Source organism: Sinorhizobium sp. NG07B (genome assembly GCF_002532005.1).
GTDB lineage: Bacteria > Pseudomonadota > Alphaproteobacteria > Rhizobiales > Rhizobiaceae > Sinorhizobium > Sinorhizobium fredii_C.
The window spans coordinates 917,728-936,421 of record NZ_NWTD01000003.1; the positions used below are offsets into that span (position 1 = coordinate 917,728).

Annotated in this window: 18 protein-coding genes; 9 read left to right on the forward strand and 9 right to left on the reverse strand. The window is 63.4% G+C overall.

What is annotated here, in order from left to right:
• Positions 1-565: 565 nt before the first annotated feature.
• Positions 566-1,012: a hypothetical protein gene (locus tag CO664_RS14155; protein ID WP_097539112.1), complete on the forward strand. Its 447-nt coding sequence runs from the start codon at positions 566-568 to the stop codon at positions 1,010-1,012.
• Positions 1,013-1,086: 74 nt separating this feature from the next.
• Here the strand turns inward: CO664_RS14155 and CO664_RS14160 are convergent, their stop codons facing one another.
• The 5 genes from CO664_RS14160 to pcaD form a co-directional block, all read right to left on the reverse strand.
• Entirely contained in the window at positions 1,087-2,142 is a 1,056-nt protein-coding gene (locus tag CO664_RS14160) for a 3-carboxy-cis,cis-muconate cycloisomerase (RefSeq protein WP_037418843.1), read from the reverse strand.
• A gap of 79 nt (positions 2,143-2,221) precedes the next feature.
• The gene (gene pcaG, locus CO664_RS14165) at positions 2,222-2,836 is read right to left on the reverse strand and encodes a protocatechuate 3,4-dioxygenase subunit alpha (RefSeq protein ID WP_037418840.1); all 615 of its coding nucleotides are present in this window, start codon (positions 2,834-2,836) and stop codon (positions 2,222-2,224) included.
• Between the two features lie 11 nt (positions 2,837-2,847).
• Complete coding sequence (gene pcaH / locus CO664_RS14170; protein ID WP_097525758.1) at positions 2,848-3,597, reverse strand: protocatechuate 3,4-dioxygenase subunit beta; 750 nt, start codon at positions 3,595-3,597, stop codon at positions 2,848-2,850.
• 2 nt (positions 3,598-3,599) lie between these two features.
• Complete coding sequence (gene pcaC, locus CO664_RS14175; protein ID WP_097539113.1) at positions 3,600-4,007, reverse strand: 4-carboxymuconolactone decarboxylase; 408 nt, start codon at positions 4,005-4,007, stop codon at positions 3,600-3,602.
• Positions 4,008-4,030: 23 nt separating this feature from the next.
• A complete protein-coding gene (pcaD, locus tag CO664_RS14180) occupies positions 4,031-4,822 on the reverse strand; it encodes a 3-oxoadipate enol-lactonase (RefSeq protein WP_097539114.1) in 792 nt (263 codons plus the stop codon).
• Between the two features lie 91 nt (positions 4,823-4,913).
• Here pcaD and pcaQ point away from each other — a divergent pair, with 91 nt between their 5' ends.
• Positions 4,914-5,840: a pca operon transcription factor PcaQ gene (gene pcaQ / locus CO664_RS14185; RefSeq protein ID WP_037418829.1), complete on the forward strand. Its 927-nt coding sequence runs from the start codon at positions 4,914-4,916 to the stop codon at positions 5,838-5,840.
• Between the two features lie 441 nt (positions 5,841-6,281).
• On the opposite strand, the gene ggt is transcribed toward pcaQ, so the two are convergent.
• Both ggt and CO664_RS14195 read right to left on the reverse strand, forming a co-directional pair.
• A complete protein-coding gene (ggt, locus tag CO664_RS14190; protein WP_097539115.1) occupies positions 6,282-8,024 on the reverse strand; it encodes a gamma-glutamyltransferase in 1,743 nt (580 codons plus the stop codon).
• A gap of 82 nt (positions 8,025-8,106) precedes the next feature.
• Positions 8,107-8,769 (reverse strand): sulfite oxidase-like oxidoreductase, encoded by a 663-nt coding sequence (locus CO664_RS14195; RefSeq protein WP_037418822.1) that lies wholly within the window; start codon positions 8,767-8,769, stop codon positions 8,107-8,109.
• A 432-nt stretch (positions 8,770-9,201) separates the two neighbouring features.
• Here CO664_RS14195 and CO664_RS14200 point away from each other — a divergent pair, with 432 nt between their 5' ends.
• Genes CO664_RS14200 through CO664_RS14210 form a run of 3 tightly spaced genes read left to right on the forward strand, consistent with a single transcriptional unit; the run spans position 9,202 to position 12,940 of the window.
• Entirely contained in the window at positions 9,202-10,287 is a 1,086-nt protein-coding gene (locus tag CO664_RS14200) for a glycosyltransferase (protein WP_097539116.1), read from the forward strand.
• A gap of 11 nt (positions 10,288-10,298) precedes the next feature.
• Positions 10,299-11,480, forward strand: a complete 1,182-nt coding sequence (locus CO664_RS14205) for a glycosyltransferase (RefSeq protein ID WP_097539117.1) — start codon at positions 10,299-10,301, stop codon at positions 11,478-11,480.
• Positions 11,477-12,940: a lipopolysaccharide biosynthesis protein gene (locus CO664_RS14210; protein ID WP_097525752.1), complete on the forward strand. Its 1,464-nt coding sequence runs from the start codon at positions 11,477-11,479 to the stop codon at positions 12,938-12,940. The genes CO664_RS14205 and CO664_RS14210 overlap by 4 nt, the downstream gene beginning before the upstream one ends.
• On the opposite strand, the gene CO664_RS14215 is transcribed toward CO664_RS14210, so the two are convergent.
• A complete protein-coding gene (locus CO664_RS14215) occupies positions 12,875-14,218 on the reverse strand; it encodes a polysaccharide pyruvyl transferase family protein (protein ID WP_097539118.1) in 1,344 nt (447 codons plus the stop codon). The genes CO664_RS14210 and CO664_RS14215 overlap by 66 nt on opposite strands.
• 346 nt (positions 14,219-14,564) lie before the next feature.
• Here CO664_RS14215 and CO664_RS14220 point away from each other — a divergent pair, with 346 nt between their 5' ends.
• A complete protein-coding gene (locus CO664_RS14220) occupies positions 14,565-14,798 on the forward strand; it encodes a hypothetical protein (RefSeq protein WP_141471713.1) in 234 nt (77 codons plus the stop codon).
• A gap of 67 nt (positions 14,799-14,865) precedes the next feature.
• On the opposite strand, the gene CO664_RS14225 is transcribed toward CO664_RS14220, so the two are convergent.
• Entirely contained in the window at positions 14,866-15,621 is a 756-nt protein-coding gene (locus CO664_RS14225; RefSeq protein WP_097539120.1) for an IclR family transcriptional regulator, read from the reverse strand.
• 180 nt (positions 15,622-15,801) lie between these two features.
• Here CO664_RS14225 and CO664_RS14230 point away from each other — a divergent pair, with 180 nt between their 5' ends.
• The 3 genes from CO664_RS14230 to pcaF are packed head-to-tail and all read left to right on the forward strand — an operon-like array spanning position 15,802 to position 18,666.
• Positions 15,802-16,662, forward strand: a complete 861-nt coding sequence (locus CO664_RS14230; RefSeq protein WP_097539121.1) for a CoA transferase subunit A — start codon at positions 15,802-15,804, stop codon at positions 16,660-16,662.
• Positions 16,663-16,672: 10 nt separating this feature from the next.
• Complete coding sequence (locus CO664_RS14235; protein WP_097539122.1) at positions 16,673-17,464, forward strand: CoA-transferase subunit beta; 792 nt, start codon at positions 16,673-16,675, stop codon at positions 17,462-17,464.
• Entirely contained in the window at positions 17,464-18,666 is a 1,203-nt protein-coding gene (pcaF, locus tag CO664_RS14240; RefSeq protein ID WP_097539123.1) for a 3-oxoadipyl-CoA thiolase, read from the forward strand. The genes CO664_RS14235 and pcaF overlap by 1 nt, the downstream gene beginning before the upstream one ends.
• Positions 18,667-18,694: the final 28 nt, after the last annotated feature.

Consider the following 18,694-nt stretch of genomic DNA (forward strand, 5'->3'; position numbering starts at 1 on the left):
CCCCACAAGGGGGGAGATCGGCCAAAACGAATGTCCCGCCCATCGAATATCCATGCATGGAAATTTGCAGGTGCCTTGATTTCGGCAAACGTAGGATGGCGTGGGGCAGAACGCCGTTTCCAGCCAATCTCCCCCTTGTGGGGAGATGCCGGGGAGGGCAGAGGGGGTGTCTGCGACCGCAGCAACGATTCAACCGGATCGGCGTTTGCTCTAAGAATTTTGGCCGGCGGGCAACGCCTTGAACGGACGGCACGCCTGAAATATTACAGATAGTTCATGAACGCCGGTCGGCACCATAGTTACTGGGGGGGATATCGACCCAAAAAACATTTATTCCCTTAATAGTTTCTCCCCATTTTACGCTGCACCCGTCCGAAATTGGACAAAACTATGTCAAGAATGCTAGCAGAACTTTATTTATTGTTAATGTGACTTACGCCGTCTCCTGGCCTATTCCTTTACTCGAGGCTGAATACTGCCGGCGATCGAAAGGGTCGCGACACGACGGTATGAGACAGCCCCGGTCGGAAGCGCTCCGCTTCCTCAAGTTCAAGGAGACGCAAAGATGCGCTCGCTCATCAAGACATCCGCAATCGCTGCCCTCACTCTCTCGCTCGCCATAGGCGGCGCCTTCGCTGCCGGGCGGCAGGAAGGTCCAAACTCAACCGGTCCCGAGAACGGCGACTATTACCGGGGCATATTCGGCAACGACGACGTAGCCCCGCCCGCCTCGGACGCCCGGCCGATGACCTCCGCCATCGTCGTTCAGCAGCCGCGGCTTGCCGCGATCCTCCACGAACTTCGCGCCGCCAATCATCGCATGGATGCGGAGCGCGCCTCCGGCAAGCTGAGTTCCGTCGCCTTCCACAGGTTGCGTCGCGAGGAGGGAAACATCCGCGCCGACGCAACGCACGTAGCGGCGATGCATAACGGCAGGATTCCGGGCCCGTCCTATGCCCAATTGCAGAGGGACGTACGCCGGCTCGACTGGCAAATTGCCCGGTCGGCGTGACTGTCCGACACCGCTCAAGTCTCGCCACTGATTGCCGGGCCGCTTCGCAGGAAGCGGCCCGGACTTTTCGTCAGTCAAGCGGCACCGAGGCGCTTGATATTGCCGGCAAGTTCCGCAGCAAGCCTCAGTGCCGCCGCGGTCGCCCCGACGATCTGCGGCAGGAGCAGCCATTCGAGCGTCCAGGCGGAACCGGAACGCTCCTGCTCATGCACCATCGCCTGGTGGATGCCCGAGATTTGCGTGGCATTGAAGCGCGCCAGCGTCACCAGCACTTCGGCGGCGACCGGGTTCTGCTTGTGCGACATGGCAGAGGACGAGCCGCCGCCGGCCAGCACGATCTCGTCGCCCGTTTGCGCCATCAGGGCGATGTCCTGGCCGAACTTGCCGAGACTGCCGGTGATCAGCGAAAGAAGGTGGGCGAAATCGGCGATCGCAGCGCGCTGGCTGTGCCATTGCGGACAGTCGATCAGCGCCAGTTCCTCCGCCAGCGTCGCGCGGACCGCATCCGCCTTGTCCTTGAGTTTGTCGAGCGTGCCGGCGGCACCGCCGAATTGCACGGCGAACAGGTCGATATCCATCGCGTCGAGCCGGTCCTGGTGGTCGAGCAGGGGCTCGATCCAGCTCCGCATCCGGTCCGTTACGGTGATTGGAATGGCCGCCTGCATGCGGGTGCGGCCCATCAGCGGACGCTCGCCCCATTGCTGGACGCCCTCCTCCAGTATCGTGACAATCTCGCCGAGACGGCCGGAGAAGAGCTCGCCGATCGCCTTCAGGCGTAGCATCAGGCTGGTGTCGACGACATCCTGGCTGGTGGCGCCATAGTGCACATATTCCGCTGTCTCTTCGCCGACGGCGCGCCGCAATTGACGGACCAGCTCCGGCACGGCGACGCCGTCGGTAGCCATTCCGCGCCGCAAGGCCGCAACATCCGGGGAGAAGGCGCGGCATGCCTCGGTTATCCGGTCGGCGGCCGCATGCGGGATCACACCGTGCTGCGCTTCGGCCCGCGCCAGAGCCGCCTCGAAGGCGAGCATGGCGCGGATATCCGCGGCCGCGGAAAACTCAGCCGCTACCGCTTCGTCACCAAGCAGGCCGGACAGATATGGGTGATCAAAGGCCGAGTAGGTCATTCCACGTCTCCTGGATCTGGCTTCCCCTGAACCAGGGGAGCCGACAAGCGCGCGGCAACGCGGGATGAGTCGCCAATGATCAGATATCCAGGAAGACCGTCTCCTTCTCCCCCTGGAGATGAATGTCGAAAACATAATTAGGCGCCTGGCCGCCGGCGACAAGCGTTTCAGCGCGATGGCGATGCTCGATCCGCTGAAGCAGCGGATCCTCGGCGTTCGCCGCCGCCTCGTCCGGGAAATACATCCGCGTGTGCAGCCCGATATTGATGCCGCGCGCCACGATCCAGACGCTCATGTGCGGCGCCATCAGGCGGCCGTCCCTGAACGGGACGCGGCCGGGCTTGACGGTCTCGAAAAGGAAGGTGCCGTCCTCGGCGCTCGTCGGAGAGCGGCCCCAGCCGGTGAAATTCGGGTCGGCGGCGCCGCGCGTTTCCGAAGGCGAATTGTAGAGCCCCGCAGCATCCGCCTGCCAGATTTCGATCAGCGCGTCCTTGAGCGGCGCGCCGGCGCCGTCGATTACCCGCCCGGTCACGGCGATGCGTTGCCCAAGCGTCTTGTCATTGACCATTACCGATCCAAGGTCGCTTTCGAACACACCGGAAATGCCGCCGAAATTGGGCGTGAGGCCGATGTGGACGTAAGGCCCGGCCGTTTGCGAGGCGGTTTCCTTCAGGTAGCCCAGATTCTGAACCATCGTTCCCTCCCTCAATTGCCTTCCGGCCGGTTCTCGAAGAACGTCGAGCGGCGACCGCGCAGCACGATGTCGAATTTATAGGCCCGTGCATCCATCGGGATGGTATTCGCCCAATCGAGCGGCGCGATCAATTGCTCGATCGCCCGCCGGTCGGGGATTGTGCCGACTATCGGACATTTCCAGATCATCGGATCACCTTCAAAGTACATCTGAGTGATCAGCCGCTGGGCAAAGCCGTGGCCGAAGACCGAAAAATGGATATGGGCCGGACGCCAGTCGTTGACGCCGTTCGGCCAGGGATAGGCTCCCGGCCTGATTGTGCGGAAGCAATAATAGCCGTTCTCGTCGGTGATCGCCCGGCCGCAGCCGCCGAAATTCGGGTCGAGGGGCGCAAGATAGCTTTCCTTCTTGTGCCGGTAGCGCCCGCCGGCATTGGCCTGCCAGAATTCGAGCAGCGCGCCGGGAACCGCCCGGCCGCGCTCGTCCAGCACCCGCCCATGCACGATGATCCGTTCGCCGATGGCGCTTTCGCCGGGTTTGGCGAAGTTGTGGATCAGGTCGTTGTCGAGTTCCCCGAGCATCGAATGGCCGAAGACCGGACCCGTGATCTCGGAGATCGTATTGTCCAGCGAAAGCAGTGGCTTGCGCGGCGACCGCAGCACCGAGGTTTTGTAGCCGGGGGCGAAGGCCGGCGGGTGCCAATCCCGGTCGCGCTGGAAGAAAGCGCCGGTTTCCGGCCTGCGGTTTTCTGTCTCGGACATCGTCACTCCCCCTTCGGCCTTGCGGCATCCATCTCGGCGAACACCCGCTTGGCGATCTTGATGGCATGGTTGGCGGCCGGGACGCCCGCATAGATCGCCACATGCAGCAGCGCCTCGCGGATGTCCTCGCGGGTCGCCCCGGTATTGGCCGTGGCGCGGACATGCATCGCCACCTCCTCGTCCTGGCCGAGCGCGGCGAGCAGCGCGATGGTGACGATCGACCGCTCGCGCTTGGTCAGGGCCGGCCGCGACCAGACATGACCCCAGGCCGCCTCGGTGATCAGTTCCTGGAACGGCTGGTCGAATTCCGTCGCCGCCGACTGGGCGCGGTCGACGTGGTTGTCGCCGAGAACGGCGCGACGCGTCACCATGCCCTGGCGATAACGGTCGGAGGCGGAGCTGTCGGTCATCGGGCTTTACTCATCGGTTTGTCTCATGGCAGGGAGATGAAAAATTCACGGAGGGTCGCGGCCAGCGCCTCGGGCTGCTCGATGCATGGTATATGCCCGGCATCGCCGATCACCTCGAAACGCGCCCCGGGGATGAGCCCGGCCGTCGAGCGCACCAGATCGGGCGGCGTCGAACCGTCCTGGTCGCCGACGACGCAGAGCACGGGCACGGAAATCTTTCCGGCCGCTTCGGTGTAGTCGGCATTGCGGATTGCCGCGCAGGTGCCGACGTATCCCGGCACCGGCTGGCGGATCAGCATGTTGCGGTAACAAGCGAAGGCGACGTTCTCACGCCGGCAGAAGGCCGGCGTGAACCAGCGCTCGAGCACCGCGTCGGCGACCGCCTCGATGCCATGCGCCTCGATCGCCGCGATGCGGGCGTCCCACATCTCGGCCGTGCCGATCTTGTGCGCCGTATCGGCAAGCACGAGCGCGCGCACCAAATTCGGCCGGCGCTGGTAGAGCGATTGCGCGATCAGGCCGCCGACCGAGAGTCCGCAGATGATGGCGCGCTTGACTTGGAGGCGATCGAGCAGGCCGGCAAGGTCGCTCGCATGATCCTCGATCGCATAGGGCCCCTGGCCGATATCCGAGAGACCATGGCCGCGCTTGTCGTAGAGGACGATGGCAAACGCATCGAAGAGGCGCGGCACGAGGTCGTCCCAGATGCGAAAATCCGTGCCGAGCGAATTGACGAAGACAAGCACCGGCTTCTCGGCAACCGCGCCAATCAACCGATAGTGGATGGCAATGTCGTTAATCCGGGTGAATTGCACGATAAGTCTCCTCCCCACCAAATTGGCGATTTCATCTGGTTAGGTAAAATGATATTTTGCGCCGAACCATTAACTCCTGGGTTATGTTTCAATGATCGACGCGCGCATCAAGTTTCGTCATCTGCAGACTTTTGTCGAGGTCGCGCGCCAGAAGAGCGTCGTGAAGGCCGCCGATCTCTTGAACGTCACGCAGCCGGCGGTCACCAAGACGATCCGCGAGCTGGAGGAGGTGCTCGGCGTCTCGGTCTTCGAGCGCGACGGACGCGGCATCAAGATCACCCGTTACGGCGAGGTATTCCTGCGCCACGCCGGCGCGGCTCTGACAGCGCTTCGGCAGGGCCTCGATTCCGTTTCGCAGGAGCGCTCCGGCGACGGACCGCCGATCCGCGTCGGGGCGCTGCCGACGGTGTCGACGCGCATCATGCCGCGAGCGATCGCGCTCTTCCTCGAAGAGAAGACCAACGCCCGGCTCAAGATCGTCACCGGCGAGAATGCCGTGCTCCTGGAGCAGCTCCGCGTCGGCGATCTCGACCTCGTCGTCGGCCGGCTCGCCGCACCCGACCGGATGACCGGCTTCTCCTTCGAGCATCTTTATTCCGAGCAGGTGGTCTTCGCCGTGCGCGCCGGCCATCCGCTGCTGTCTGGCAAGCAGTCCCTCTTCGCGCATCTCGGCGACTATCCAGTGCTAATGCCGACCCGCGCCTCGATCATCCGGCCGTTCGTCGAGCGCTTCCTGATCGCCAATGGCATTGCCGGCCTGCCGAACCAGATCGAAACCGTCTCCGATTCCTTCGGCCGTGCCTTCGTGCGTTCGAGCGACGCGATCTGGATCATCTCGAACGGCGTCGTCGCCACCGACATCGACGACGGGCTGCTGACGGCGCTGCCGATCGACACCAGCGAGACGAAGGGACCGGTGGGCCTCACCATGCGCACCGACGCGATCCCGTCGCTGCCGCTGTCGATCCTGATGCAGACGATCCGCGAGGCCGCCGAGGCGGTGGCCCCGAGGATGTAACGCACTATGGGGCACCACAATCAACGGTGCTTCTCGCAATCTCCAGTCCCTCACTCAGAGAAATGTCTGGTGATTTGGTGCGTCGGACGTTTGGCCTCTCGTCTACTGCACTTAGTCGGGCCTCAATCGCGGGATCCTCGTCTTCCGTCATACGATAAACCGCGACTTTTGCACCGCGCCTGCCGCGGCGGTTCGATTGCGCTTGGAAAAGCGGAATGCCTTGCATTTGAACTTGTTGTTCTCGCCAGGATCCATCTTGTCAATCGCGCTTAGGAACAAGCCGTTATCGCGAGGTGGCGCCCTTGTTCCTCGAATCTTTTGGTCACTCATGATTTCTCTCGTGGCGAAGCGTTCCCGCGAAACACGGAGGGAGCCGCGGGTCGTCTTCCCGTTGTGGCGAGCATGGCGGCCAGAGGGGTTCGGCCCCAATGAGAGCAGGCCCTAATACCCCCTCGCCGCGCCGGCGCCGATGCGGCTGTCGGCGGCGCCGTTGTAGCGCGCGCCGCCGCCAGCGGCGATCTCGGCGAGACTCTCGCCGCCGACGAGTATGCCGGTCGCCTGGCCCCAGATGGTCCAATTCTTGTCGATCTCGACGTCATGGCCCATCGCCGAGAGCAGCTTCAGCGTGTCGGGCGAAAGCGCGTAGGGCTCCATGAACACCTTGTCAGGCAGCCATTGGTGGTGGAGACGCGGCGCGTCGACTGCCTCCTGGATGTTCATGCCGTGGTCGATGACGTTGAGGATCGCTTCCAGCGTGATGGTGATGATGCGTGCGCCGCCGGGGCTGCCGATCACCATGAAGGGCTTGCCGTCCTTGGAGATGATCGTCGGGCTCATCGAGGAGAGCGGCGTCTTGCCGGGCGCGATCGCATTCGCCTCGCCCTGCACAAGACCGTAGAGATTGGGCGCGCCGGGCTTGGCGGTGAAATCGTCCATCTCGTTGTTGAGCAGGATACCGGTTCCGGGCGCGACGACGCCTGCGCCGAACGAGCCGTTCAGCGTATAGGTGACGGCAACCGCATTGCCCTCGACGTCGATGATCGAATAGTGGGTCGTCTCCTTGCTCTCGCCGAAGCCCTCGGGCATCAACGCCTCTGAGGTACCGGCCTTGAACGGATCGATCTTGTCGCGGATTTCCTTCGCATAGGCCTTGTCGGTCAGCTTGGCGACCGGGTTTTCGACGAAGTCCGGATCACCGAGCGCGGTGTTGCGATCGACATAGGCATGGCGCATCGCCTCGATCATCGCATGCACCGTCTCGGCCGAGCCGTAGCCGAGATAGGAGAGCGGATAGCCTTCGAGGATGTTGAGGATTTCGCAGATGATCACGCCGCCCGAGGATGGCGGCGGCGAGGAGACGATGTCGTAGCCGCGGTAGTTGCACTTCACCGGCTCGAGCTCGCGCACCTGATATTGCTCGAAATCCTTCTTGGCGAGGATGCCGCCCTTTTCCGCGCTCGCCTTGACGATCGCGTCGGCGATCGCACCCTTGTAGAAGGCGTCCGGCCCTTTCTCGGCAATGCTTGTAAGCGAAGTAGCAAGATCAGCCTGGATGAGCTTGTCGCCCACCTCGAACGGTTTTCCCGCTTTCAGAAAGATCGCCGCGGCTGCCGGATCCTTGGCCAGCCTTTCGGTCCTGCCGTCGAAAGTATCGACATCGCCCTGCTCGAGCTGAAAACCTTCGCGCGCCAGCGTAATCGCCGGCTCGATCAGCTCCTTCAGCGGCCGCGTGCCGTAGCGGCTGCGGGCGAATTCGAAGCCGGCCACCGGACCCGGCACGCCGACGGCAAGATAGCCGTCGGTGCTCAGGCCTTTGACAAGCTCGCCCTTGTCATCCTGGTACATGGTCTTGGTGGCGGCGAGCGGCGCGCGCTCGCGGAAATCCAGAAACGTCGTCCTGCCGTCCTTGAAGCGGATGGTCATGAAGCCGCCGCCGCCGATATTGCCGGCGGTCGGATAGACGACGGCGAGCGCATAGCCGACGGCGACCGCCGCATCGACGGCATTGCCGCCCTTCTTCAGGACCTCGACGCCGATGTCGGAGGCAAGATGCTGGGCGGTCACTACCATGCCGTGCTCGGCCTTGACGGGCTCGGGCGAGGCGGCGCCAGCCATCTGCGGCAAGGCCGTACTGCATGCGATGAACAAGGCGAAGGACAGGCTCGTCAAGGCGGAATTGCGCATGCTCTCCTCCTGGGCGGAATTCGCTTCTCGAACCGTGGACTGTAGCATCAAGGATAAAGACGGATAGTCGGGGATTCTCGCCTCAATCGCCGGAATAGCGCTCCTCGCGCCATGGGTCGCCGCGCATGTGATAGCCGTTCTTCTCCCAGAAGCCGGCTGTGTCGCGGCTGCGAAAATCGATGCGCGACAGCCATTTGGCGCTTTTCCAGAGATAGAGATGGGGAACGACGAGACGCATCGGCCCGCCATGCGGGCGCGTGATCGGCGCGCCTTGCCAGGTCGTCGCAAGAATAGCATCTTCGGCGGCGAAATCGGCGAGCGGCAGGTTGGTTGAATAGCCGTCGAAGCTCGTCAGCATTACATACTCCGCCTCCGGCTTGGGCATCACCCGGTCTAACAGGTCGCGCGTCGCGACACCCTGCCAGCGATTGTCGTAGCGCGACCACGTCGTCACGCAATGGATGTCGGAGAGACTCTCGCTTTGAGGCATCGACTGGAAGTCCGCCCAGTCGAGCGAAACCGGATTTTCCACCGCACCCGTCACGTCGAGTCGCCAGTTTTCCAGCGCGATATGCGGCTGCTGCCCAAGGTCCAGGACGGGCCATTCCTTGACGAGATGCTGACCGGGCGGGAGGCGATCGGCCCCGGGTCGAGCAATCCGGCCAGTCAGGAACTTGCCGTCCGCCGCCCAGCGCCGCTTGGTGGATGTCAACTTCGTCTCCGGTACCGGTTCGTCGTCCACCATGATTCACCCGTCTCGTTTTGGTCTTGGAAACTGATTTGAGGCCCGGACAGCCGGCGCGTCAAGCGAGCGGATCCGACCAAAACAGGGCGTACGTCTTTCGGACTAGCCCAGAAGTATGAGGCTCAGTTGACTATCAGAACGCGCCATGACAGTCTTTGTTGCAGTGCAGCAATGCTGCGCGCTTTCACACGGTCACCCTGCTCGGTGGAGGATCACGCTCTTGCGGCTGGATGAACACGGATTCGGGCTGCCTCTTCCGGTCTGCCCAGCCGCTTGGGCCAGCCTCATGCGCTCTAAATCGCAGGTTGCGCCGGCCCATGGACGGCCGACCCAACAATTGCCGTCATTCTGGAGTTGATGCGTTCACCCTCACCCGATCGGGTGACGCGCCAATCGGTCACGACGAAACGTCTCTATGAAGGAGAACAGCGTATGAAGGTTCTGTTTGCCGGCGGAAACGGTTACTATCCCGAATTCAGCGGCGGCGTTCAGTCGAGCACCCACCACCTGGTTCAGCAATTGCGCGAGCGCGGCCATGAGGCCGGCGTGCTCGCCGCCTTGTTCGGCGACGGCATGTTTGGCTTCAAGCAGCGCGTCAAGCTTAAGTTGTCCGGCGAACGCGGCGTCATGGACAGCTTTCCCGGCTATCCGGTCGTGCGTGCCTGGCACCCCTGGGAAGCGGCGGCCTTTGCGGTGAAGAAGCTGCAGCCCGACGTCGCCGTTGTGCAGTGCCACAAATCCGTGCCCATCGGCAAGGCGCTGCAGGCGCACAACGTGCCGCTGGTGATCTATCTTAGAAACGTCGAGTTCCACGAGCTCGCCGGCGATCTGCGCGAACTGACCTCCGCCTATTACATCGCCAATTCGGAATTCACCGCCCGGGCCTATAAGCAGAAATTCGGCATCGATTCGGTGGTTATTCCGCCGACGATCAATCCCGAAACCTACACGACCCGCACGACCGGCGAATATGTGACCTTCATCAATCCCTATAAGGAGAAGGGCTTCGAGCTGACGGTCCGAATCGCCGAGCACTGCCCGGACATTCCCTTCCTGTTCGTCGAAAGCTGGAAGCTTTCCGATGATCATCGGGCGGAAATCGAGAAGATCATCGCGCCCCTGAAGAATGTCCGGCTAGAAAGCCGCACCAGCGACATGAAGACCGTCTATGGCCGGACGAAAATCCTGCTTGCGCCGAGCAAGTGGGAAGAGGCCTGGGGACGGGTTGCGTCCGAGGCCCATTGCAGCGGCATTCCGGTGGTCGGATCGCGGCGCGGCGGCTTGCCGGAGGCGATCGGCGAAGGCGGCATCGTGCTCGACTATGACGCGCCGCTCGAGGATTGGACCGGCGCCATCCGCAGGCTCTGGAGCGACGACAAAGAATATCAGCGCCTGTCGCAGGCAGCATCCGCCTTCGCCAAGCGGCCGCTGATGCAGCCAGACAGGCAATTCGCGGCCTTCCTGGAACTGCTCGAACGCGCCGCCGCGAGCCGCCCTGCCCAGCTCAAGGCCTCCTGAGACCGCCCGGCATGCGCGTCGGATTCGTCGTCGGTCAGTTTCCGATGCTTTCGGAAACGTTTGTCATCGGCCAAATGGCCGGCCTGTTGCGGCGCGGCTTTCAGGTCGAGGTCGTCTGCAACGGTATTTCGGATTACAATTTTGCGGATCGCCGGCAGGAGCCGCTTGCGACGCTCTTGGCTCGCACGCGCGACTGGTGGGGTGCGGCGTCGCGCCTCCGTCCGGCCATCGGGCGACTGCCGCCGAAGCTCCGCGACAAGGCCTCCACCGCGCTCGACATGTCCTCGGTCGCCCGATTGAACGCATGCGACGTGATCGTCGCCCATTTCGGCCACAACGGCGCCCGCGCCGCGCGGCTTAAGAAATGGAAGCGGCTAACGCCGCCGATCGTGACGATTTTCCACGGTTATGACGTCGGCGTTCCTCTCAAGGAGCGGGGCCTCGGCCGCTATGACGACCTGTTTCAGCACGGCGCGCTCAACCTGACGGTAAACGACTATTTTCGCCGCGTGCTGATCGAGGCGGGGGCGCCGGAGGCCAAGGTCGCCGTCCACCATATGGGCATCGACCTCAAGAAGATCCCCTATGAATGGAAATCCTGGTGCGGCGCGACGGTGCAATTGATTTCGGTCTGCCGGCTGGCCGAGAAGAAGGGCATCGAATTCGCGCTCCGGGCGCTCGGCAGGCTGCGCAGCACCGCCCCCGCACTCAACTGGCGCTATACGATCATCGGCGATGGTCCGCTGCGGCCGGAACTCGAGGCGCTCGCCGCCGAACTCGGAATTGCCAGCCAGATTTCCTTCCTCGGCAGTCTCCCCCATCAGGACGTCAAGCAATGGCTGCGGCGATCGCATGCCTTCGTGCTGCCGAGCGTCACCGCCGAAAACGGCGATGTCGAGGGGATACCGGTGGCACTGATGGAGGCGATGGCGGCCGGGCTGACGGTGGTCAGCTCCACCCATTCGGGTATCCCCGAACTGATCGAGGACGGGAAGACCGGCTTTCTCGCCGCCGAAAGGGATGTCGAGACGCTGGCGGACCGGCTGCGCTTCATCGCCGAGCACCCGGACGAATGCGAGATCATTGCCCGGGACGCCCGCAGGAAGGTCGAAGCCGAGTTCGACATGCAGGCGCTCGACGATGATTTTGCGCGGATTCTCAGCCGGTTCCCCCAAACGAGGCTTGTCGCTTGAACAAGGAAAACCTTCAGGTCGGCCGCGTCGCCCTTCGCGGCGGGTTGGTGACGGGCGGCGCTCAAATTCTGCGCATGGTCATCCAGTTCGTCTCAGTCGTGGTGCTCGCCCGGCTGCTGGCGCCGGAGGATTTCGGTCTCGTCGCTTCCGTGAGCCCGATTGTCGCCTTCGTCGGGCTGTTCCAGAATCTCGGCCTGCAGCAGGCCGTCATCCAGCGCAAGGAGATCGGCGAGAAAGAGCTCAACCAGGTCTTCTGGATCAGCACCCTAGTCGGCCTTCTCTGCACCCTTGTGGTCGTTGCCCTTTCCCCCGCCATTGCCGCCTTTTATGGCGACCAGCGGATGACGGCGATCGCGATTGCCGCGGCGCTGCCGCTGCTGCTCGGCAGCCTCGCGGCCCTGCCGCTCGCCTTGATGAACCGGCATTTGAAGTTCGGGCAACTGGCGCTCAACGATGTCTACGCGGCGGTCGTCGGCCTCCTCGTCACCGCCGCTGCGGCCTATTTCGGCATGGGCTACTGGTCGCTGGTGATCGGCCCGGCGGCCTCGGCCGCCGTGGCACTTCTCGCCGCGTGGGGGGCGACACGATGGATGCCCGCCCGGCCGGCCTTCCGGATCGACCGTGAGATCATCTCCTTCGGCGCCAATCTCACCGGCTTCAACCTCGTCAATTTCTTCTCGCGCAATCTCGACAACATCCTGATCGGCAAGTTCTCCGGACCGGTCGAGCTCGGCTATTACGACCGCGCCTACAAGCTTCTGCTCTTTCCGCTGCAAAACATCACCCAGCCCCTGTCGCGGGTGATGATCCCGCTGATGAGCCGTATCCAGGAGGACAAGCCGCAGTTCCGCGACATCTATATGCGGACCAACTGGCTGCTGGCGGCAGTGACCATGCCGGGCATTGCGGCGCTGACCTGCGCCGCCGAGCCGACCGTCAGCCTCCTCTTCGGTGCGCAATGGCTGCCGGTCGCGCCGATCTTCGCCTGGCTCGGGGTCGCCAGCCTGATGCAGCCGGTTTCGAGCACCACCGGCTGGATCTTCATCTGCCAGGGCGAGACGAAGACGATGTTCCGCTGGGGGATCTATTCGTCGCTGACGACGGTGCTTTCTTTCGTCGTCGGTCTGCAATGGGGTGCGATCGGGGTGGCAGCCGCCTATGCGATCAGCGGCTACCTTCTGCGGGTCCCGGTGCTTGCCTGGCTCTTGCAGCGGGTCGGGCCTGTCTCGGCGCGGGATTTCCTTTACGTCCAGGGCCTCTTCGTTCTTTCGGCGCTTATCGCCTGGTTCGGCTACCGGCTGCTGCCGACAGCCCTGACCGGTTCCTCGAACGTCGTCGCGCTGGCTCTGGCGATCTGCCTCAACTACGGGCTGGCGCTGCTCTTCGCGCTTGCCCTACGCGCGCCGCGCCAAGTCCTCTTCGAGATCCTGGCGAAGGGCCTGAACGCCGTTCGCCGATGAACCTGCCACCAGCGGGCGGATGAGGTCCGCCGCCGACATCGCCGAGGCGTTCTCCTCGAGTACTGCCTTGAGGCTGACCGCGCGATAGCGGTCGAGGTCGCCGGCGAAGCGGTCGAGCTTGCCGAGTGCCTCCTCCGGGGTCACCGTGTCGATATCGAGCAGGACATCCTCGACGCCAATCCGCTTGGCGACTTCCTTGGTCTTGAACTCGTAGGCGATCGGCAGCACCGGGGTGCCGACGCAAAGCGACATGATCATCATGTGCATGCGCGTCGCCACGACGAAATCGAACTCCCTGGCGGTCGCCATCAGCTGTTCCGGCGTGTGGAACGCCGCGTCGACCGTGACGTGCTCGGCAATCTCGGGCGCGAGGCCGGAGACGATCAGCTTCGCCGTCTTCGAATCGTCATGGGCATATTCCGGCACGCCCTGGCAGGTCGAAATGAAAGTGACTTGCTTGCCGTGGTCGCGCACGAGCCTCGTCGCGATCTCGCGGATCGACTGGATATAGCGGTTCATGCCGCCGCCACCGCCCTGCACGTAGTGCCAGTGCCGCACGGATATGCCGACGCGGCCGGTCGGTGCCGGTCGGCCGATCGTCAAGAGCGCCTTGATCCGCTCCACGTCGGCGAGCGCAAAGACGGAATCGGCCACCACATGGCACTTCGACGGATCGTCGACGAGATCGAGGATGTGATCGCGCGAACGGACGTCGCGCAACAGGATCAGCGGGCTGCGGTTGAAAACCGGCGGCAGGTTGCGGCGGTTATAGGGCTTGGAAAAGGGGCCGAGCGACTGGGTGAAGAAGATCGTCTTCTTGCCGAGCATCTCGGCAAGCTTGAACTGGTTGATGCGCCGTTCGAGCGAATAGTTTTCGACGAGATAGGTGCCGCCGGTGGTGATCACCATATCGGCATCCTTGTAGAGCGCGAGGCTCTTGCGGTCCGCATCGCTGAAGAAACGCCGGTCGAGATAGTTGCCGCTGCCGAGATGGCGCAGCGCCTGAAACACCGCCTGGTTATAGACCTGCTTCAAGGCATTCTTGACGGTGTTGTCGTCGTATTTGTACTTGAAGATCGATTCCGACGGCAGCTTCCTGAGCTCGATGTCTGGATATTGCTCCTTCGGATAAAGCCGCGCCGCGACTTCCGGCTGGCTGTCGAACACCAGGAATTCCAGGTCCTCGTCCGACACCGATTTCAGGATGTGCCTGATCGCCAGAAGAATGGCCGCGTCGCCGGTGTTCAAGCAGACGGTATTCTCGACTACAACTTTCATGGTCCGTCATCCCCGTGTGTAAAGCCGGCAGACATGGGAGAAATGTCGCCGACTTGCCGCTTGCAAGAGGTGTCGTCCGCATCCCACGGACAACCCGCAATAGCGTTCTGTCGCGAAGTTTTGGTGAATTCATGGCCGCGCGGGGGATTTTTGCCGCACTGCAGCATCGACGCAAATGATTGACGATGAGGCGGCATCGGAGCGCACATTTCGCCGGCAATACAGGGACTTTGGTCCGGCTCCGGGAGGCGCTTCCGCCGCCAAGGTCTGATCCGCTGCGACGTCGTTTGCCGTGTGGTTCGTTCCACACGTATAGCGGCAGTCCATTCGATGGGGATCTTCAGTCATGGCAGCGTTCGACGGCAGTTGGAAAGATCGTATGTCCGATTCCACTTGGAACGTGCTATCCAGTCCTCTCTCGATCGGGATCTATATTGCGGCCGCCATGCTGATTGCTGCCTTTGTCAGCGCAACGACCGGTGTTCCGCCCTACATCCTGGTAGCAGCGGCGGTTGTGCTGGTGTTATTCGTCGACCCGCCGAAAAGAATGGAAAGACTTAGAAAGCAACGCCGTCGATGATGGCCGCTCGCCTCTGGCCAAACGGTAGGCATACCGGTCCCACTAAATGGATGCGACGCGATGCGATCTATTGCACCAGCGGCCGGAGTGCCGACTGCGTCTCCTTGAGCAGAGGCAAATACCGTTCCGCGAGTTCAGCCACCGCCACATGGGCGGCAGGCGCGCCGATATTGAGCGCGGCGGCCACCTGCCCACGCGCGTTCATCAGCGGAACCGCGATCGAACACAGCCCGAGCTCCAATTCCTGATCGATGATCGCATAGCCCTGCTCGCGAACCCTGCGGAGCTCCGCCATCAATTCCTCCGGATCAGTCTTCGTGCGCGGCGTGTTGGCTTTGAGTTCCGTGCGCGCCAGGATTTCGCGTGCCTCGCTCTCAGGGAGGGCAGCAAGCAGCACCCTTCCCATCGAGGCGCAATAGGCGGGCAGACGTGAGCCGGGCATCAGGTTGATCGACATTACCCGGCGCTGCGAGGCGCGGGCGATGTAGACCACCTCGGTGCCGTCGAGGACGGAGGCCGAGGCGCTCTGCCCCGCCTTTTCCGCGAGCTGGTCGAGATGAGGCTGGACGATCGCCGGCAGCGGCGTCGCCGAGAGATAGGCGTGGCCGAGCCTTAGGACCCTCGGCGTGAGACTAAAGAATTTGCCGTCGTAATCCGCATAGCCGAGTTCCGATAGCGTCAGCAGCGAGCGCCGGACCGTGGCGCGGTCGAGGCCGGTGAGCTTCGATGCCTCGGCGATCGACAGTCGCGGCTGCGTCTCGCCGAAGGCCTCGATCACCTTCAAGCCGCGCGCAAAACCGCTGACGAAATCCGTTTCCCGCATAATTCTTCCCTCATTCAGATCAGCTGTAGCTTGTGCGATATGCGAACAAATGTCAAATATCGCACAAAATATTTGACGGTTGGCGGAAAGAGGCGCTTATTCCCCGGCAGTCGCCGCTGCCGGGCAACGGAGCTTGCCACTCGCAAGGTATTGCCGGCCGGCTAAGAGAGGAGGAGTTGCATGGCTCGCATAATGTCGCTCGCCGAGGCGGTGGCGGAGAATGTCCGCGACGGTGATACCGTCGCCATGGAGGGATTCACACACTTGATCCCCTATGCCGCCGGGCACGAGGTGATCCGCCAGGGTAGTAAGGATCTGTTCCTCGTCCGCATGACGCCGGACATTCTTTATGACCAGCTCATCGGTGTCGGTGCCGCGCGGGGCATGAAGTTCTCCTGGGGCGGCAATCCGGGCGTCGGCTCGCTGCACCGATTCCGCGATGCGGTCGAGAACCAATGGCCGCGGCCACTCGAGATCGAGGAGCACTCGCATGCGGCGATGGCGAACGCCTATGAGGCGGGCGCCGCAAACCTGCCCTTCGCCATGCTGCGCGGCTATATCGGCGCCGACCTGCCGAAGGTGAACCCGAACATCAAAAGCGTGACCTGCCCCTTCACCGGCGAAGTTCTGGCTGCAGTGCCGGCGATCCGGCCGGACGTGACGATCATCCACGCGCAGCGCGCGGACCGCAAAGGCAACGTCCTGCTCGAAGGCATCGTCGGCGTCCAGAAGGAGGCGGTGCTTGCCGCCAGGCGCTCGATCGTCACCGTCGAGGAGATCGTCGACGAACTCTCGCCGCCCTCTCCCAATTCCGTCGTACTGCCGACCTGGGCGGTGACGGCCGTCACCCATGTGCCGGGCGGCGCCTTCCCCTCCTACGCGCATGGCTACTATCCGCGGTCGAATGCCTTTTACATACGCTGGGACGAGATCGCACGAGACCGGGAGACGTTCACGGCCTGGATTAAGGAAAACGTGCTCGACGCTCGGCCCGAAGACTACGCCCGCCATGCCGCGAAGACTGCGGCCAAGGTCGCTTGAGGAGGCAAGGATGACGGATTTCAGCCCCACTGAAATGATGACCATCGCCGCGGCGCGCGAACTTTCCAACGACGACGTCTGCTTCGTCGGCATCGGGGCGCCTTCGGCCGCCTGCAACGTCGCCCGGCTGACGCATGCGCCGGGCATCACGCTGATCTACGAGAGCGGCACCGTCGGCACAAAGCCGGACGTGCTGCCGCTGTCGATCGGCGACGGCGAGCTCTGCGATACCGCGCTCTTCACCGTCTCGGTTCCGGAAATGTTCCGCTATTGGCTACAGGGTGGCCGCATCACGACCGGCTTCCTCGGCGGTGCGCAGATCGACCGCTTCGCCAATCTCAACACCACCGTCGTCGGCCCCTACGACCACCCAAAGGTCCGCCTGCCGGGCGGCGGCGGCGCGCCGGAGATCGCCTCCAATTGCGGCCGCATCTTCATCACCATGGCGCTTTCGAAGCGCGGCTTCGTCGAGAAGCTCCCCTTCGTCACCTCGATGGGCCATGGCGAGGGCGGCAACACCCGCGAAAAACTCGGCCTGAAGACCAAGGGGCCAACGCGCGTCATCACTGATCTGTGCATCCTCGAGCCGGATTCGGAGACGAAGGAACTGACCGTCGTCTCGATCCATCCGGGCGTCAGCCGCGAGCGGATCGTCGAGAATTGCGCCTGGCCGATTAAATTCGCCGAGACCGTTATCGAAACCCCTGCGCCGACCGAGACGGAGCTCTCGGTGCTGCGCGACATCAACGCCCGCACCAAGAAGGCCCATGAGGGCACCGGGCCGGGCAAGGAGGCCGCCTGATGCGCGACACTTATATCTGCGATTACATTCGCACCCCGATCGGCCGCTTCGGCGGTTCGCTCTCCTCTGTGCGCCCCGACGACCTCGGCGCCATCCCGCTGAAGGCGCTTGCCGAGCGCAATGCTTCGGTCGACTGGGAGGCGGTCGATGACGTGATCTTCGGCTGCGCCAACCAGGCGGGCGAAGACAACCGCAATGTCGCGCGCATGTCGTCGCTTCTCGCCGGACTGCCGGTCGCCGTCCCCGGCACGACGATCAACCGGCTCTGCGGCTCCGGCATGGATGCGGTGATCGCAGCCGCCCGCGCCATCAAGGCCGGCGAGGCCGAACTGATGATCGCCGGCGGCGTCGAATCCATGTCGCGGGCGCCGTTCGTCCTGCCAAAGGCCGACAGCGCATTTTCGCGTCACGCCGAAATCCACGACACGACCATCGGCTGGCGCTTCGTCAACCCGCTGATGAAGGCGCAATACGGCGTCGATTCGATGCCGGAGACCGGCGAGAACGTTGCCGAAGATTTTAAAATCTCGCGCGAGGACCAGGACGCCTTTGCCGTGCGCAGCCAGGCAAAGGCTGCGGCCGCCCAGGCGAACGGCCGGCTCACCCGGGAGATCGTCGCCGTCACCATACCTCAGAAGAAGGGCGAGCCGCTCGTCGTCGACAGGGACGAGCATCCGCGCGCCACGACGATCGAAACGCTTGCCAAGCTGAAGGCGCCGTTCCGCGCCGGCGGCTCCGTCACCGCCGGCAATGCCTCCGGCGTCAATGACGGCGCGGCGGCACTGATCATCGCCTCAGAGGCGGCGGCAAGAAAACACGGCCTGAAGCCCATCGCCCGCATTCTCGGCAGCGCCACGGCCGGCGTGCCGCCACGCATCATGGGCATCGGTCCTTTGCCCGCCTCGCAGAAGCTGATGGCGCGGCTCGGCATGACGCAGGACCAGTTCGACGTCATCGAACTCAACGAGGCCTTCGCCAGCCAGGGGCTTGCCGTGCTGCGTGAACTCGGAATCGCCGACGACGACCCGCGCGTCAACCGCAACGGCGGCGCGATCGCGCTCGGCCACCCCCTCGGCATGTCGGGCGCCCGCATCACCGGCACCGCGGCGCTGGAGCTCGCCGAAACGGGCGGACGCTATTCGCTCTCCACCATGTGCATCGGCGTCGGCCAGGGCATCGCGGTAGCGCTGGAACGGGTTTAGCACTTTAGCGCCCTCCGCTTTCACCCTC

Excerpts from the sequence above, each read along its gene's own strand:
- CO664_RS14155 (WP_097539112.1), top strand. The coding sequence starts at position 566 with ATGCGCTCGCTCATCAAGACATCCGCAATCGCTGCCCTCACTCTCTCG.
- CO664_RS14200 (WP_097539116.1), top strand. The coding sequence starts at position 9,202 with ATGAAGGTTCTGTTTGCCGGCGGAAACGGTTACTATCCCGAATTCAGC.
- CO664_RS14235 (WP_097539122.1), top strand. The coding sequence starts at position 16,673 with ATGACGGATTTCAGCCCCACTGAAATGATGACCATCGCCGCGGCGCGC.
- CO664_RS14225 (WP_097539120.1), bottom strand. The coding sequence starts at position 15,621 with ATGCGGGAAACGGATTTCGTCAGCGGTTTTGCGCGCGGCTTGAAGGTG.
- ggt (WP_097539115.1), bottom strand. The coding sequence starts at position 8,024 with ATGCGCAATTCCGCCTTGACGAGCCTGTCCTTCGCCTTGTTCATCGCA.
- pcaC (WP_097539113.1), bottom strand. The coding sequence starts at position 4,007 with ATGACCGACAGCTCCGCCTCCGACCGTTATCGCCAGGGCATGGTGACG.
- CO664_RS14230 (WP_097539121.1), top strand. The coding sequence starts at position 15,802 with ATGGCTCGCATAATGTCGCTCGCCGAGGCGGTGGCGGAGAATGTCCGC.
- CO664_RS14220 (WP_141471713.1), top strand. The coding sequence starts at position 14,565 with ATGGCAGCGTTCGACGGCAGTTGGAAAGATCGTATGTCCGATTCCACT.
- pcaH (WP_097525758.1), bottom strand. The coding sequence starts at position 3,597 with ATGTCCGAGACAGAAAACCGCAGGCCGGAAACCGGCGCTTTCTTCCAG.
- CO664_RS14195 (WP_037418822.1), bottom strand. The coding sequence starts at position 8,769 with ATGGTGGACGACGAACCGGTACCGGAGACGAAGTTGACATCCACCAAG.
- pcaQ (WP_037418829.1), top strand. The coding sequence starts at position 4,914 with ATGATCGACGCGCGCATCAAGTTTCGTCATCTGCAGACTTTTGTCGAG.
- pcaG (WP_037418840.1), bottom strand. The coding sequence starts at position 2,836 with ATGGTTCAGAATCTGGGCTACCTGAAGGAAACCGCCTCGCAAACGGCC.
- pcaF (WP_097539123.1), top strand. The coding sequence starts at position 17,464 with ATGCGCGACACTTATATCTGCGATTACATTCGCACCCCGATCGGCCGC.
- CO664_RS14215 (WP_097539118.1), bottom strand. The coding sequence starts at position 14,218 with ATGAAAGTTGTAGTCGAGAATACCGTCTGCTTGAACACCGGCGACGCG.
- CO664_RS14205 (WP_097539117.1), top strand. The coding sequence starts at position 10,299 with ATGCGCGTCGGATTCGTCGTCGGTCAGTTTCCGATGCTTTCGGAAACG.
- CO664_RS14160 (WP_037418843.1), bottom strand. The coding sequence starts at position 2,142 with ATGACCTACTCGGCCTTTGATCACCCATATCTGTCCGGCCTGCTTGGT.